Source organism: Methylomonas montana (assembly GCF_030490285.1).
Lineage (GTDB): Bacteria > Pseudomonadota > Gammaproteobacteria > Methylococcales > Methylomonadaceae > Methylomonas > Methylomonas montana.
The window spans coordinates 4,038,098-4,054,051 of record NZ_CP129884.1; the positions used below are offsets into that span (position 1 = coordinate 4,038,098).

The window sequence follows — 15,954 nt, forward strand, 5'->3', positions numbered from 1 at the left end:
CTCGCTTATTGCTGGCCGGTCGTTGCTGGCGATGCCGTCTGGGCTTCGGCTGGCGCGGGCGAATTGTTAAGAACCGCTTTATCGGTTTCGATACGCAGTTTGCTGATGTCTTTCAACAATTTCAGCGAGCCGCTGACATCCGGATACTGGCTACGAATTTTCACGCCGCTCAGTTTGTCGAGTTCGGCAATGAATTGATCGGTTTGTTGATTTTCGGCAAAGTTCTTTCTCAACCATTGTTTCGCGTCGGCAATACTGCTGGTAAACAAGGTATCGTTCTGTTGTACCAAGGCAATTTCGATCATTTCCAACCGGACTTTCAGCTGTTGCTTGATAAAGTGTGCTTCCTCGGGCGTGATAATGGCATTAACCGGCTGCTCGGTGTGCCGCAACACCACATAACCTTCCAACTGTTTGGCCACTGTTTCCAAAATTTCATGACCGTGTTCGGAGAGATCGCTACTGGGTTCGGCCTTTTCCGGCTGTTTACCGGCATGCGGCAAAAACACCGACAGGCCCTCCACCGCGTCCTGCAAATGCTGGATACCGGCATAGATGCCGACAATGTCCGGCACCGTCGCGCTATTCAATAAGGCGATTTCCTTGGCGATTTGTTCGCGGACTTTAAACACAGCGGCGTCGCCACTCTCTCTCAAGCGTTGGTCGGCGGCTTCCAAGGCTTCGCGGGTGGTATTGACGTCGCCGACCAAATGCAAGCGCTGGTTCGCGACCGTCAGCAGATACTCGGCATCCGCCAGCAACCAATCGCCGCGGGTTTTACCCAATTGCCGCTGCAACATCAGGATGGAGGTATCCAATTCCTTGCGGGTCGAAGCCAGACGCTCCTCATGCAATTTGGAAAAATCGGCCAGCGTCTGGTTGAAGTGATTGTCCTTGCCGGTCATTTCGGCGTTGACGTTAGCGATTTGCGATTGCACGCCGGCAAGCTGATCGCGCAAACCGTTCAGCTCCTTATCGAGTTCGATCAGTTTTAGATTGTCCTGATTGTTTTCGGTGTCCTGACTGGTGCGCAATTGCTGGAAAAAATAAAAACCGGCGCCAGCCAAGGCTATCACCAACGCGATAGAGAGAATGCCGATCCACAAGCCGGCGTGAGACTTTTTAACCACCACTACCGGAGCTGGATTTTCTTGTTGTTCTTCAATTACTTCGGCCACTGTTTTCCCCGTTCAATAACGTCGTCAAGGTCTCTAAAATCGCTGCATCCGTGGGCTGTCGGCTCACTGCAATCTGTTTAAATCCGAAATCTTCTGCCGCTTGGCCAATCCGTTCGCTCATTGCCACCAAAAGGATGGATCGCAACAAGACTACCGAATCGCCATCCAGCATCGCCAATAAATTCTGCAAAGCTTCGATACTGGTAATCGTCACCGCATCGAGCTGCCGCCGCGCCAAATATCCAAGTAACTCGCCGTTGTTCACTACCGGCTGGAGGCGGCGATACACTTCCCAATAACGCACTTCGGCGCCTCGGCTACGCAGACTTTCCGCCAGTTTTTCGCGGCCGCCAACGCCACGCACGATCGTACAGGTTTGACCGGCGACATCCTGTAATAGCGGTTCCGCCAGTAAACCTTCGCTGTTAAACTCGGTCGCCGGCACGCAATCGACCGACCATCCGCTCTGTTGCAATGCCTTGGCAGTTGCTTGCCCGACAGCCGCGATTTTGAATTTACGCAAGGCCGGCATTTTGCCACCGAACGCCTTGATAGCAAAATCCACAGCGTTGGTACTGGTAAAAATCAGCCAATCGCCGGCAGCGGCCTGAGCCAATAACGCCGGATCGGGACCGGCGGCGACGATTTCCAAAGTGGGAAATCGTATCGCCGCGCCGCCTTGCCCTTCGATCAAGCGGCACAGATTCTCGGCCTGCGCGGCGGGGCGCGTGACCAGGATATGTGCGCCCTTTAGACTTAATGTCACTGATACAGCTCGCGGAGAATCCTATCCGCGCCTTGCGCCAATAGATCCTCGGCCACTGCTTGGCCTAATGCTTCGAAATCGGCCAGACCGCTTTCCGCTTCCGCCCGGTACAACAAAGAACCGTCTGGGCTGCCGACCAGGCCGCGCAAGAACAATCGCTCGCCCTTTATTTCGGCAAAGCCGGCAATCGGCACCTGGCATCCACCGTTGAGCCGGGCATTCATCGCCCGCTCGGCACCGACCCGGATGCTGGTGTCTTCGTCATGCAACACCTTTAAATAGCCGTAAATCTCGGCGTCGTCGACCCGGCATTCGATGCCGATGGCGCCTTGGCCCATCGCCGGTAGGCTTTCCGTCGGTTCCAGCTGGGCCGTGATGCGGTCCGCTAGCCCTAAGCGCTTCAGGCCGGCCGAAGCCAAAATGATGGCGTCGTATTCGCCAGCGTCCAGTTTGGCCAACCGGGTATTGACGTTGCCGCGCAGGCTGAGAATTTCCGCATTCGGGAATTTTTCCTTGATTTGGCATTGGCGGCGTAAACTGGAAGTGCCGATGCGAGCGTCGGCCGGTAATTCGGCCAGGCTGCGATACTTATTGGAGACAAAGGCGTCGGTCGGATCTTCTCTATCCAGAATCACTGCCAGATGCAAACCTTCCGGAAACTCCACCGGCACATCTTTCATCGAATGCACGGCGATGTCGGCCGTGCCTTCCAGCATGCCTTGTTCAAGTTCCTTGACGAACAAGCCCTTGCCGCCCACCTTGGCCAGCGGCGCATCGAGAATTTTGTCGCCGCGGGTGACCATTTTTACCAGTTCGGTTTTTAAGCCGGGAAATGCCTGTTGCAGTCGCGCCGCGACATGCTCGGCCTGCCACAAGGCCAACGGGCTTTGCCGGGTTGCGATACGAATAATTCTGTCAGCCAAAATTGCTCCTGCCGATGGGCGAGTAACTAACCCGCACCCTTCACTAAGAATAAATAGCCGCTATTGTAATCCGATTCGACCGGGAAAGGGGTTAGAAGTTGTTTGTGACCAATAGGTGTTGGCTATTGTCGAAGCTCTCCAAGTTCAATACTAAGCGATTCCCGATAGCGCTAAACCCAAATCACACGTCATCCGACAAACCAAGACATTCAACAGCTCGACCGCTTTCTTGAGTTAACCGACTGGCGACTCCCCGATGCCAGCCACGCAATCCGCCATGCAAAACCAAGCCCAGGCAGCCACAGGGGCATTTGCCTTAGCGGATCAAAAATGCGAGCCATATACCATATTTTTTACATGGTAAACATCCAGCTTCGCCCGACATTTTTAGAAACACAAATACAAGCAATTGAAAAACCGACACAAATTAATATCGGCAATCGGCTTGCTTCCAATTAATCGCCGAACCCTGATGTTTCGAGCATTTTCATAACGAAAACAATTATTCGGAGCTTATTGACGATGAAACTTTTATATACCAAAGCACTGAAGGGCTTTTGCTTGCTGGCGCTGGCGACCGCCCAGTCGGCCGGCGCTTCAACAACGATAGCCGGCGATTTACCGGCCCGCGCCGGCGAAGACGGCCAAGGAATAGCTTATAACTTCCAAATGCTGCTGGACACATCGGACGGCTCAAGCAGCGAATCGTGGAATGGCGTGCTCGGCTCCAAAGCTTGGTCGGATCCCAGCAATGTCAGCGGCAACCTGGGCATTCCGCTAGGATGGACACACACATCCAACTGGGCTTACATCAGCCTGGCGGCAGCCGCCAATGTCACCATCAATCTGGCCGCGAATGCTAGCGATCTGGTGCCGGCCTTTACTTTGTGGCGCGGCGCCGATAATAGCGGCGGTAACTTCCATACTTATCAACAAGACGCCGTACCACTCTGGATCGATGCGGCCGGATTCGACTTTATCCGCTATGTCACCACCGGCCCCGGACCTTATAGCGGCCAAAACGCCGCACTATCGTTATTCCTAAACGCCGGCGAATACACCGTCGCGATCGGAGGCAACGACACTACGACCGCTGGCCATCAAGCCGCCTACAGTTTCTCCGTGACGGCCGTCGCCCCGGTACCGCTGCCCGGCGCCGTCTATTTATTTGGCAGCGCACTGCTGGGTTTGGTAGGTGGACGGCGTAGTTGGCCAACATCGGCAATCTCTAATTAACTTGACAATATAAAGGAATAACACTGATGAGCTTACATCCACGATCCGCAAAACACTTACTGGTTGCACCGATTTGCACACTGCTGTTAGCCGCCCCTCAGGCGATGGCCGCTAATTTTTCCAGCTTAGGCGACCTGGCCGGTGGCACTTTCGACAGCCGTGTCGCAGCCGTTTCCGACGATGGCTCTACTATCGTCGGCTGGAGTGTGAACGCCGCCGGCACCGAAGCCTTCCGTTGGACCCGCAGGGGCGGCATGCAATCCCTGGGCGTCCTAGCCGACGTCCCCGCAACCAATCACAACAGCATAGCCGGTGCGGTTTCCGCCGATGGTTCGGTGATTGTCGGCTACGGCGCATCGGCCACCGGCACGGTAGCCTGGCGCTGGACAGCCGCCACCGGCATGACCTCGCTAGGCGGCCTGGGCGGCAACGACGGCTTCACTCGCGCCGATGCGGTGAGCGCCGACGGCTCAACGGTAGTGGGTTATAGTAGTAACAGCCTACACCCCAATGGCACGGGCTACCGCTGGACCCAAAGCACCGGCATGACCGACATAGGCATGCTTCCCGGCGACGTCTGGAGCTGGGCCAGAAATATCAATGCCGATGGCTCGACCATCATCGGCCAAAGCAATACCTTCTCCGGCGGGCAGGCCTATCGCTGGACGGCTGCGAGTGGCATGACCGGTTTAGGAAAACCCAACGGCGCCACGAATAGTTCGGCTGGCGACATGTCCGCGGATGGCAGCATCATCGCCGGAGGCGCCGTGATCAACGGCTTGAGCCACGCCGTAATTTGGTCGGAAAGCGGCGGCTGGGAAGATTTGGGCACGCTAGCCGGCTATCAGCAAGCCAGTAATGGCGGCATTTCCGCCGACGGCTCTCTGGTGTTCGGGCAAGTATTCAACTACGATCAGGCTAAAAATACCTTCACATCGGAAGGCACCATATGGGATCGCGACCACGGTATGCGCTCGGCCGAGGACTGGTTAAGCAACATCTACGGCTTGGATTTGACCGGTTGGACGATCAATTATGTGGCCGATATTTCCGACGACGGCAAGACGCTGGTCGGCTTCGGCATTAACCCGAACGGCAACACCGAAGCCTGGGTAGCCGACCTGCATGTCGCCGCGGTTCCACTGCCGGCCGGCGTCTGGTTGATGGGCTCCGGTTTGCTGGCAATAGGCGGGCTACGTCGAAAACGCCAAGGCCAACCCCTCGCGGCCTAATCGACGACGGCGGATACCTAACCGAATCCGCCTAGCGAATCTCGAAACCGTCGAAATGTTCGCTGGCCTGATGCGGATGGACCATCACATCGGCGACTTTGGCCAGCACCGGCCCTTTATGGCACCAGGCCACCAGCTTTTGCAAATCCTCCCTGTGACCACTGGCGACAATTTCGACGCTGCCGTCGGCCAGATTCCTGACGAAACCGGACACGTTCAGCTTGACGGCTTGTTTCTGGGTGTAGGCACGAAAATACACGCCCTGCACTCGACCCTTGACGATGATGTGTAAACACTCACTCATCGCGTAATCCTCCAGCAATAATGAATTTTTTGATCGCGGGCGAAATCCTCCGGAATCGTTTTCGCGCTGATGTCTTCTATCTGCAAATCCGCCAACGCTTGTTTATCCAGTTTGAAGCGGCGGAAGTTGGTGGAAAAATACAGTACGCCGTCCGGCGCTAACAACGCGACGGCACTGCGCAGCAAGTGCAGATGATCGTTCTGAATATCAAACGCTTCGTCCATTTTCTTGGAATTGGAAAAAGTCGGCGGGTCGAGAAAGATCAGATCGAACTGCGGCTTGTCCTTGGCGCCGGCCTGTTCAGCCAGCCATTCCACACAATTGGCGCGCACCAGCTTGTGATCGCCTTGAATGCCGTTCAGGTCGAAATTGTGCTTGGCCCAGTCCAGATAGGTATTGGACATATCGACCGTGACGCTGGAGGCTGCGCCGCCGACCGCAGCATGCACGCTGGCGCTGCCGGTGTAGGCGAACAGGTTCAGGAAACGCTTGCCCTTGGCCTGCTGTTGAATCAACAAGCGCATCGGCCGGTGGTCCAGAAACAGGCCGGTATCCAGATAATCCTCGAAATTGACCCAAAACTTGCAACCGCCTTCCTCGACCACATGAAAGCGGCCGGATTCACCCTGTTTCTCGTATTGATCGGTACTTTTCTGCTTGCGGCGGATTTTTAAAAACACCTGCTCCTTAGGTATTTCCAACACCTTGGGGATTTCCACCATCGCCCCGGCCAGGCGTTGATTGGCTTTGGCAGGATCGATGGTTTTCGGCGATTCGTATTCCTGAACATTGACCCAAATTTGAGCGCCTTGATAGACGTCCACCGCCACCGCGTATTCCGGCAAATCGGCGTCGTAGAGCCGATAGCAGTTGACGTTGTTTTGTTTGGCCCATTTGCCGATTTTTTTCAGATTCTTGCGCAGGCGGTTCGCGAACATTTCCGCTTGATTATCGGGCTGCTCGGCTTCGGCGCGGCGGCTGATTTGCTCGATACGTTCTTGCTGGGATTTGGCTTTGGGTTCGAAAAACGTCTGCTCTTCGATATTAAAGCGCAGCAATTTGCATTCCAGCGCGCCGTTGAACAAAGTGATCGGTTTTTGCGAACGCACGCCCAGTCTGAAGCCCAGTTCGGGATTACTGATGATCATCGCCACTTGCCAGCCGACGAAGCGCTGTTTCAGCACCTCGCCAAAACGGCGATACAACTCGGAGGTTTCCGCCTCGTCGCCCAGCCTTTCGCCGTAAGGCGGGTTGCAGGCGATCAAACCCTTGGGCCAGCTTTCCGCCGCCGTCGCGTCGGCAATGTCGCGCCGTTCGATATGAATCTTGCCGGCCAAGCCGGCGTTTTCGACATGCTGCAAGGCCGTCGCCACGGTGCGCCGGTCCTGATCGAAACCGACGATAACCGGCAGTTTACTCAAGCCAATATCACGCCGTTGCTTGGCTTCGTCCAGCAGGCTTTGCCAGAGTTCGGCATCGTGCTTCTTCCAACCCAGGAAGCCAAAATAATCCCTCTGCAAGCCCGGCGCATAATCGGCGGCAATCATCGCCCCTTCCAATAGCATGGTGCCGGAGCCGCACATCGGGTCGAGCAGCGAACCGCCTTGCGCGGCGATTTGCGGCCAGCCGGCGCGCAGCAAAATCGCCGCCGCCAGGTTTTCCTTGATCGGTGCTGCGATGCTGACGTCACGGTAGCCGCGTCTGTGCAAACTCTCGCCGGACAAATCCAGACTCAGTTGCGCGGTTTCGTTATGCAGATAAACGTTGACGCGAATACTGGGCCGCTCGGTGTCGATGTTCGGCCGTTTGTTAAACTTGGCGCGCATCTGGTCGACGATGGCGTCTTTCACTTTCAAAGCGCCGAAATGGGTGTTGTTGATGGCCGGATTGTTCTTGGCACTGAACGACACCGCCAGGCTGTCGTCGGGCTTGATATGCTCGAACCAGTTGATCTTTTTGACGCCGTCGTACAAATCCTGCTGGGATTTGACCTCGAAGCTGCTCAAGGGCAGAAACACCCGGTTGGCGGTGCGCGACCACAGGCACACCCGGTAAGCCAGCGCCAGATCGCCATCGAAGGAAACGCCAGCCATTTTTTCGCGGACGTTTTGGCCGCCCAGGGCTTTGATTTCGTTGGCAAGGATGCCTTCCATCGCTTTGGGCGTGGTGGCGAAGAGTGGGTATTGGCTCATGGTATACGGCTGGGTACTGAATGGCTGGCTAGGATACTAAAATGTATCGCTATTGCGGGGATATTTTGCAGCGATTGCCAAAATCCTCGGCATCATCAGCTTCATGACGGCAAGCCGTTTCAGTTCGGCACGCTCCCCAAAAACCTTCTCAGCCCCAACGCCGACCCGATCCGGGCCTTCACGGCAGTTTGAGCCTTTTACAACTCGATACCCACGGGTAAACCGCCGATTCAGGCAAGCATACCCGTTCGTCGAAGCACGAATTCTAACCCTTTAGCGGTTCGAAATCGGTTTCACGTCGCGCGTGGTGACGCCTTGATACAGCTGGCGCGGACGGCCGATTTTCAATTCCGGGTCGGAGATCATTTCATCCCATTGCGCGATCCAGCCGACCGAGCGAGCCAACGCAAAAATAGCGGTGAACATTTCAGTGGGAATGCCCAGCGCCCGCAGCACGATGCCTGAATAAAAATCGACGTTGGGGTAGAGTTTTTTCTCGACGAAATACGAATCTTCCAGCGCGATGCGTTCCAGTTCCATTGCCAGCTTGAACAAGCGGTCGTCGTTCAGATTCAATTCGTCCAATACTTCGTGGCAGGTTTGCCGCATCAGCTTGGCGCGCGGATCGTAGTTTTTGTAAACCCGATGCCCGAAGCCCATCAAGCGGAACGAATCGTTTTTATCCTTGGCGCGCGCCACGTATTCGCCGATTTTCGACACATCGCCGATTTCTTCCAGCATGTTCAACACCGCCTCGTTGGCGCCGCCATGCGCGGCTCCCCATAGGCAAGCGATACCCGCCGCCACGCACGCATACGGGTTGGCGCCGCTGGAACCCGCCAACCGCACCGTCGAGGTGGAGGCATTTTGCTCGTGGTCGGCATGCAAAATCAGGATTCTATCCAGCGCCCGCACCAATACCGGGTTGGCCACGTAGTCCTCGCCGGGATCGCCATGCATCATGCGCATGAAATTTTCGGCGTATCCCAAATGGCGTTTCGGATAAATAAACGGCATGCCGATACTATATTTATAACTCATCGCCACCATGGTCGGCATTTTGGCGATCAGTCGAATCGCCGAAATGTAACGGTCTTCCCGACTGGTGATGTCCATCACGTCGTGATAGAAGGCCGACAGTGCGCCAACCACGCCGACCAGCACCGCCATCGGATGGGCGTCGCGGCGGAATCCGCTGTAGAATTTACTCAGTTGCTCGTGCACCATCACATGCTGACTGATGGTGGTAACGAAGCCTTTCATCTCCGCGCCGTTCGGCAAATCGCCGTTCAGCAGCAGATAGCAGACTTCCAGAAAGTCGCATTTTTCCGCCAGCTGTTCGATAGGATAGCCGCGATACAGCAGGATGCCGGCATCGCCGTCGATGAAGGTAATTTTCGAGGTACAGCTGGCGGTGGAAGTAAAACCGGGGTCGTAAGTAAAATGACCGGTTTGCGCATACAGCGAGCGAATATCGATGACCGAAGGGCCCATGGTGCCAGAAGTAACCGGCAATTCGATGAGCCGATCCTGGCCATCTTGTTTTAACGTCACTTTTTTATCAGTCATGTCAAATTTCTCCGGAAATAACTAGCTGTTGAAACGGGGGTAGGGTTCTATTCTATTGCAAATAGCGAATAAACACAGCTCAAGATCGGGATTGTTCACAATTTGACGCCGATATTGGCTATTCAGGATACATTTAAATCGGATTTGATCTGGAGGATAAAATGAGGCGGTTATTTTTTGTATTGCTGCTGGCCGTTTGGCAATGTGCGTTACCAACGGCAAAAGCCCTGGAAACCCACGAGGTGCCGGAACCGCTTAAACCTTGGGTTAACTGGGTGTTACAAGACGAAAACCAGTATGGCTGTCCGTTTTTATTCGACGATTTCCAGCAAAAACACTGCGCTTGGTCAGGCACATTGCGCCTTAACTTAAGGGCTAATCACGCCACATTCGTGGCGGACTGGACCTTATACCGCAAGGATTGGGTAGAGTTGCCGGGCAATAGCCAACATTGGCCACAATCGGTATCGGTGAACAAACAAGCGCTGCCGGTACTGGAAAAAGACGGTAAGCCGGCGCTGCATTTACCAGCCGGCCATTATCAGATCAGTGGCGAATTTCTTTGGGAAACCTTGCCTGAGCAATTGGCGCTACCCGAAGCCAGCGGCCTGATTCAACTAAGCATCGACGACAAACCGATCAGTTATCCGCAAATCAAACAGGGTGCGCTTTGGCTGAACGCGGATGATCGCGCTACGACCGATCGGCAGCAAGACCGGTTAGAGCTGCAAGTCTTCCGGCAAGTAATAGACGACGTGCCGCTACAAGTCTTGACCCGGCTTGAACTGGAAGTTTCCGGCGCACCTAGGGAAGTCGAGTTTGCCCATGCCTTGTTGCCGGGTTTTATCCCGGTGAATTTGAGCAGCCGTTTACCGGTCCGCCTGGACGGTAATGGCCATTTGCTGGCACAGGTTCGTCCTGGACGCTGGACTATCGATATTCACGCTCGCCATCCGCAAGCCTTGACACAGCTGGATCTGGCGATCAGCGACAGCGACTGGCCCGGCCAAGAACTGTGGGCCTTTCAAGCAATGCCGGCCTTACGGCTGGTGGAGATCGAAAACTTGACGGCGATAGACGGCAGCCAAACCAATCTGCCCGGCGAATGGCAACAGTTGCCGACCTACCCGATGAAACAGGGCGATAGCATGGTTTTTAAGGTGATACGCCGAGGCGATCCGGAACCGGAGCCGAATCAGCTGCACCTGGCCCGCAAACTCTGGCTGGATTTCGAAGGCGACGGCTACACCGTCAACGACACCATCACCGGCAGCATGAGCCGCGACTGGCGACTGAATGCCCTGCCTGAGCTGCGTCTGGGCCAGGTGCAACTCAATGGTCAAAGCCAACTGATCACCGAAATACCAAGCCAGGGCCAAGGCGCGGAAGTCCGGCGCGGCGCGATCCAGTTGAGCGCCGACAGCCGTATCGAAACCGGTATCGGCAAGCTCAGCAGCAGCGGTTGGCAGCAACGCTTTAACCAAGTACAAGCCGAATTGAACATCCCGCCCGGCTGGCGTTTGCTGGCGGTCAGCGGCGTCGATAATGTACCGGATAGCTGGTTGAGCCGTTGGACTTTACTGGATTTATTTTTGGTACTGATCACCGCCATGGCAACGAACCATCTGTGGTCTGCGCGCTGGGCCGCTTTTACCTTGTTCGGGCTGGCGCTGATCTGGCATGAAGCCGATGCGCCCCGCTTGATCTGGCTGAACACGCTGGTGGCGCTAGCATTAATTGGCGCGTTGCCGGCCAATCGCTTCCGGCAATGGCTGACATGGTATCGCAACGGCTGCTGGTTGGCTTTATTGATACTGACGATTCCCTTCATGATCGATCAAATCCGCATCGGCATCTATCCGCAACTGGAAATGCCGGATCAGCCGATCCAGGCCCGGCATTATTCGGCGGTTCCCGCAGCCGCACCGCTGGCGATGCAAGTCGAGGAGATGGATATGACGATGGCACCGGAGCGGAGCGAGTCCGGCGAGACGGAACGCAGGGCGTTTAAAAAATCAATAGCACCAGCCCCCTCCTACGGCAGCAGCGCGGCCAGTTTGCAACGGATCGATCCGGAAGCCAACCTGCAAACCGGGCCTGGTCTGCCGCAATGGCAATGGCGCAGCATACATTTAAGCTGGAACGGCGCGGTAGACAGCCAACAGCAAATCCACCTGTGGTATTTACCGCCGTGGGCCATGATGCTGCTGCATTTTGCCCAAGCCTTGCTGGTGGCGGTATTGGCGTTAAAGCTGTTGGGCGTGCTCGCCGGCAACTGGCATTTATCCTTGCGAAGTCTGACTTGCCTGATATTGGTGCCTATGCTGGTCGCGCCAAGCCGTGAGGCTTATGCCGACCTGCCCGATACGCAGATGCTGGAACAACTCAAAACCCGTTTGCTGCAAGCCCCGCAGTGTTTACCGAACTGCGCCCAGATCGCCGATATGCAGATCTTCGTCAAGCCCGACACGATGCGCATCGAATTGCAATTGCATGCGCAACAAGATTTGGCGGTACCGCTGCCGGCTCAACTTGAGCAATGGTTCCCGGAGCAAATCAGCGTCGACGGCGGCGAAGCGCTCACCTTAATGCCACAGGATGACGACAGTTTGTGGCTGGTCGCGGCGGCCGGTGTGCACAAGGTTACGATGCAGGGCCGCTATGCCGCGCCCGACAAATTTAGCCTGCCGCTACCCTTGCAACCTCAGCATGCCAGCGTCAACGCCGAAGGCTGGCGGGTGGATGGCCTATATGAAGATGGAAAAGTCGGCCCGCAACTGGAATTCAGCCGCTTGCAGACTGAAGCCGGCCCTAAAAATAAACCTAGCCTAGCGGCGCTACCGGGCTTCGTACGGGTAGAAAGAACCTTGCATCTGGGTCTGGATTGGCGCATCACAACCCGCGTCGAACAATTGATCACTGCCGAGAATCCGGTGATGCTGGAACTGCCTTTAATGAAAGGCGAAGCGGTCACCACCCCGCAAATACGTGTCAAGGACGGCAAAGTGTTGGTTAGCCTAGCCGCCGGCCAAAGCAGCCTGGAATGGGAATCGGCATTGGAAAAATCCGAGCTACTGGAATTGCAGGCCACCGAAACCGCGCAATGGCACGAACTCTGGCGCGCCGATGTCAGCCCGATCTGGCATTTGCAGGCCGACGGCATCGCGGTCGTGCATCATCAGAATGCGCAAGGGCAATGGTTGCCGGAATGGCGGCCCTGGCCCGGCGAACGGGTACGGCTAGCGATTAGCCGTCCGGCGGCAGTGGCCGGCGCGACCTTGACCATAGACAGCAGCGAAATGCTGGTGAGGCCCGGACAACGTAGCGAAGCGGCGGAATTGAAACTGAGTCTGCGTAGCTCGAAAGGCGGTCAACACCCGCTGACGCTACCGGAACGGGCGGAACTGCAAAGTGTCAGCATAGACGGCGTCAGCCAGCCGATTCGCCAGCAAGGCAATACGGTTAACCTGCCGATTCATCCCGGCACGCAGCAAATCGTCTTGCGCTGGCAGACACCCAGCGAACCGGGCTTTGCGCTCACCACGCCGTCAATCGACCTTGGCATAACCAGCGTCAACAGCCGAATCCAGCTAACCATGCCGCAGGACCGTTGGTTATTGTGGACTTTCGGCCCCAAATTCGGCCCGGCGACGTTGATATGGGGACTGTTGATCGTACTAGCGATACTGGCATTTGGCCTGGGCAAAACCGGTCTGACGCCGATCAAACATTGGCAATGGTTTTTACTACTGATCGGCTTGAGTCAACTACATATCGCCGCAGCGCTATTAGTGGTGGGCTGGTTGTTCGCGCTAAGCTGGCGAGCCAAGCACCCGCCCGAGCATCGCCGCTGGTTCAACCTACTCCAAGTCGGCCTGGCCGGCCTGACGCTGCTGGCCTTGCTATTACTGGGCATTGCGGTACAACAAGGCTTACTGGGAACACCGGATATGCCAATAGCCGGCAATCAATCGACGGCTTATCAACTGAACTGGTATCAAGACCGCAATGCCCCGCAACTGGCTACTGCCACCGTGTTGAGCGTACCGCTGACGGTTTATCGACTGGCGATGCTGGGCTGGTCCTTGTGGATGGCACTGGCGCTGCTGAACTGGTTGCGCTGGGGTTGGGGATGTTTTTCCAGCAACGGCCTTTGGAAGAAACCGCTTGCTGCCGCCGCTAAGCCGGACCAAACCGCCTAGCGAAAACATTAGCCAAAAACGCCGCTCGGCCTGGCAATGATTTTTCGGCAAAGCAAACCGCGTTGTCACAGACGAATGTTTTCGTCCCCGGCAACGCGGAATTTGATCTAAGCGCTCTTGTGTTTCTCTTCGACCATTGTGTCGATATATTGCATCACTTCGGCGCTGGCGTGTTCAGCCAATTGCATTTGATTAATGATTTCGTCGAGCATGGCGGGGTTATCCGCCCATTGCCCGCGCGATATTTCGTAAGCGCGCTGCGTGGTTTTATGCACCTCGGCGTGAGGATGATTGAGTTTGGCATAGGCCGTGGTGGTTCTGTATTTCTCGTAACCGAGCCCCTCGTAATACCATTTGCCCAAGCGGCAATTATGGTTGTCGACGATGATGGCCTGATGCTGCGGACACTCGTGGGGCGTTTCGATCGAGATGTAGCCGTTTTGTTTGTAGACGATATGATCGAGCTTGGTCAGTAAACCGAACGATTTGTCTTTGGCATAGGCTATAAAGCCCACCGAAGCCTTGGCAGACTGAGACAGATTAGAAAACTGCATGCTGAACGAGCTGACTTGCGCCATGATCTCTTGAGACAGCGCCGCTGAATTATCCGCTTCCGAGTGCATTTGTTCGACGCGCTTGTTGAAAGCCTTGAGGGTTTTCGAGACCTCCAGCGCCGCATCCTTGGTATGTTCGGAAAGGTTTTTGACTTCGTCCGCCACCACCGCAAAACCTCGGCCATGCTCACCGGCCCGCGCGGCTTCGATCGAGGCATTCAGCGCCAATAGGTTAGTCTGATCGGCAATGCCGGTAATCATTGACAGCGATTCGGTGATTTTTTTACTATCGTTAATTAAAGCACCGATTACATCCGATACCGAATGCACGTTGGCATTAATGTTGGACAGGGAATTACTGATGCTCTGCACGGTCGACAGACTGGCCTCGGCATTGCGGCCGGTTTCCGTGGCAATGTCTTCGACCTTCTGCATTTGCTCGGTGATATCGAGCAAATCGCTCTGATTACCTTTCAGATTGTTCAGCAAATTGGAGGTATTCATCGCATGCAGACCGGCGGACAAACGGTTTTTAACCATTAAGCGTTCGTTTTCGTCCATATGCTTGATGGCCGCATTCATGTTTTTTGCCGACCGTTTCAGTAGCCCTGGAAATCCATCGACCAGCGCATAACGATCATGGTTGCCTTCCGCCGCATGCTGGAAACAGGAGTTTATTTCCTTGAAATACGACTCCATGATGTCCAGGGTTTCGTTCAATTCCCAAGCCACCTTGCCGATTTCTCCCATACCCCTGGTTTGAGTGATGCGGTGATAGAACTGACCCTCATTGGTATGTTTCAACACCTCTTCTATGCGTTCCAGCACCAAAAGACTCTGTTTTCCGGTTTGCCAAAGATCAAAGGCCACCAGCGGCAAAGGAATCAACAGCCCCAATGCCAGCCATGAGAAACCATGCTCCAATAAGATATAGGCAAAAATAGCCGTTGAAGAAAACAGAATGCTAGCAACGGCGTAATTCAGCTTGTTTTTCAGAAAGGGGATATTTGAACTGGTCTTCATGGCTTAGGCTCCGTTAGGTTTATAGAGACTTAAAACCAAACTATCGTAATTCCTGGCCCCGGTTTGCTTTACCACCTCGAACAGGTACTCCAACGATTTGTCGGGGGCCTCCTTGACCGAACTGCGCTTTTCGATGGCTAGCATTTCCCGATATACCGGGGTTAAAACCGCCAACGCGGAGCGCGGCGGATTGCGGCGTACCGAGTAATAGCCTTGCAATTTGCCATCCTTGTCGTAGTCGGGCGTGATATTGGCGAATACCCAGTAAAAACTGCCATCGGCACACAGGTTTTTGGCAAAACCGAAAAATTCGTCGCCGGCTTTTAAGGTATTCCACATAAACCGGAACACGCCGCGTGGCATCTCGGGATGCCGAATGATATTGTGCTGCACGCCAAGCAATTCGTGCTCCGGATAACCGGCAATTTCCATGAAGATGCGGTTGGCGTAGGTGATACGCCCCGAGGTATCGGTTTTCGAAACGATGAAATCTTCGTCGCCGAGTTTTTTTTCGTTATTGTTTGGCGTGATAGTCGGTTTCATATCCGTACCTGTCTGTGAATTGCACTGTTTTGTTGAGCCAAATTTTATGCCTTTTTGTAAGGAATTGCTTACATTCCGGACATTAGAACCCACCCCAAAATACCACTCGCCTGCCCATGACCACCCCTTACGGCGGAACTCGCTAGAATGTAGACCGCATCGGATTCCGACTCACTCCGCCCAAACGCATCGTCAGGATATTCGGCTCATCTTAATAATGGTTAAGGGTTCG

At 55.0% G+C, this 15,954-nt stretch carries 11 protein-coding genes; 3 read left to right on the forward strand and 8 right to left on the reverse strand.

The window, feature by feature from the left end; translation table 11 throughout:
* Positions 1-5 precede the first annotated feature (5 nt).
* From QZJ86_RS18690 to hemC, 3 genes are read right to left on the reverse strand one after another with little or no spacing between them, the layout of a single operon-like run.
* Complete coding sequence (locus tag QZJ86_RS18690) at positions 6-1,178, reverse strand: uroporphyrinogen-III C-methyltransferase (RefSeq protein ID WP_301672010.1); 1,173 nt, start codon at positions 1,176-1,178, stop codon at positions 6-8.
* Positions 1,162-1,944 carry a uroporphyrinogen-III synthase gene (locus tag QZJ86_RS18695; RefSeq protein WP_301672011.1) on the reverse strand — a complete coding sequence of 261 codons (783 nt, stop codon included), beginning with the start codon at positions 1,942-1,944 and terminating at the stop codon, positions 1,162-1,164. Before QZJ86_RS18695 ends, QZJ86_RS18690 begins: the two co-directional genes overlap by 17 nt.
* On the reverse strand, positions 1,941-2,867 hold the full coding sequence (gene hemC, locus QZJ86_RS18700; RefSeq protein ID WP_301672012.1) for a hydroxymethylbilane synthase: 927 nt from the start codon (positions 2,865-2,867) through the stop codon (positions 1,941-1,943). Before hemC ends, QZJ86_RS18695 begins: the two co-directional genes overlap by 4 nt.
* Positions 2,868-3,389: 522 nt before the next feature.
* Between hemC and corA the strand changes: the two genes are divergently transcribed.
* Together corA and QZJ86_RS18710 are read left to right on the forward strand one after the other, a co-directional pair.
* Positions 3,390-4,103: a copper(I)-binding protein CorA gene (gene corA / locus QZJ86_RS18705; protein WP_301672013.1), complete on the forward strand. Its 714-nt coding sequence runs from the start codon at positions 3,390-3,392 to the stop codon at positions 4,101-4,103.
* Between the two features lie 26 nt (positions 4,104-4,129).
* A complete protein-coding gene (locus tag QZJ86_RS18710; protein ID WP_301672014.1) occupies positions 4,130-5,335 on the forward strand; it encodes a VPLPA-CTERM sorting domain-containing protein in 1,206 nt (401 codons plus the stop codon).
* A 31-nt stretch (positions 5,336-5,366) separates the two neighbouring features.
* Here the strand turns inward: QZJ86_RS18710 and yccX are convergent, their stop codons facing one another.
* The 3 genes from yccX to gltA form a co-directional block, all read right to left on the reverse strand.
* Entirely contained in the window at positions 5,367-5,639 is a 273-nt protein-coding gene (yccX, locus tag QZJ86_RS18715) for an acylphosphatase (protein WP_301672015.1), read from the reverse strand.
* The gene (gene rlmKL, locus QZJ86_RS18720) at positions 5,636-7,831 is read right to left on the reverse strand and encodes a bifunctional 23S rRNA (guanine(2069)-N(7))-methyltransferase RlmK/23S rRNA (guanine(2445)-N(2))-methyltransferase RlmL (protein ID WP_301672016.1); all 2,196 of its coding nucleotides are present in this window, start codon (positions 7,829-7,831) and stop codon (positions 5,636-5,638) included. Before rlmKL ends, yccX begins: the two co-directional genes overlap by 4 nt.
* Before the next feature lie 273 nt (positions 7,832-8,104).
* Entirely contained in the window at positions 8,105-9,400 is a 1,296-nt protein-coding gene (gene gltA / locus QZJ86_RS18725; RefSeq protein ID WP_301672017.1) for a citrate synthase, read from the reverse strand.
* Positions 9,401-9,561: 161 nt separating this feature from the next.
* Here gltA and QZJ86_RS18730 point away from each other — a divergent pair, with 161 nt between their 5' ends.
* Positions 9,562-13,602, forward strand: a complete 4,041-nt coding sequence (locus QZJ86_RS18730; protein WP_301672018.1) for a hypothetical protein — start codon at positions 9,562-9,564, stop codon at positions 13,600-13,602.
* A 107-nt stretch (positions 13,603-13,709) separates the two neighbouring features.
* Here the strand turns inward: QZJ86_RS18730 and QZJ86_RS18735 are convergent, their stop codons facing one another.
* Entirely contained in the window at positions 13,710-15,179 is a 1,470-nt protein-coding gene (locus QZJ86_RS18735; RefSeq protein ID WP_301672019.1) for a methyl-accepting chemotaxis protein, read from the reverse strand.
* Between the two features lie 3 nt (positions 15,180-15,182).
* On the reverse strand, positions 15,183-15,722 hold the full coding sequence (locus QZJ86_RS18740) for a PAS domain-containing protein (RefSeq protein WP_301672020.1): 540 nt from the start codon (positions 15,720-15,722) through the stop codon (positions 15,183-15,185).
* Positions 15,723-15,954: the final 232 nt, after the last annotated feature.

Excerpts from the sequence above, each read along its gene's own strand:
- QZJ86_RS18740 (WP_301672020.1), bottom strand. The coding sequence starts at position 15,722 with ATGAAACCGACTATCACGCCAAACAATAACGAAAAAAAACTCGGCGAC.
- yccX (WP_301672015.1), bottom strand. The coding sequence starts at position 5,639 with ATGAGTGAGTGTTTACACATCATCGTCAAGGGTCGAGTGCAGGGCGTG.
- gltA (WP_301672017.1), bottom strand. The coding sequence starts at position 9,400 with ATGACTGATAAAAAAGTGACGTTAAAACAAGATGGCCAGGATCGGCTC.
- QZJ86_RS18735 (WP_301672019.1), bottom strand. The coding sequence starts at position 15,179 with ATGAAGACCAGTTCAAATATCCCCTTTCTGAAAAACAAGCTGAATTAC.
- QZJ86_RS18710 (WP_301672014.1), top strand. The coding sequence starts at position 4,130 with ATGAGCTTACATCCACGATCCGCAAAACACTTACTGGTTGCACCGATT.
- corA (WP_301672013.1), top strand. The coding sequence starts at position 3,390 with ATGAAACTTTTATATACCAAAGCACTGAAGGGCTTTTGCTTGCTGGCG.
- QZJ86_RS18730 (WP_301672018.1), top strand. The coding sequence starts at position 9,562 with ATGAGGCGGTTATTTTTTGTATTGCTGCTGGCCGTTTGGCAATGTGCG.
- rlmKL (WP_301672016.1), bottom strand. The coding sequence starts at position 7,831 with ATGAGCCAATACCCACTCTTCGCCACCACGCCCAAAGCGATGGAAGGC.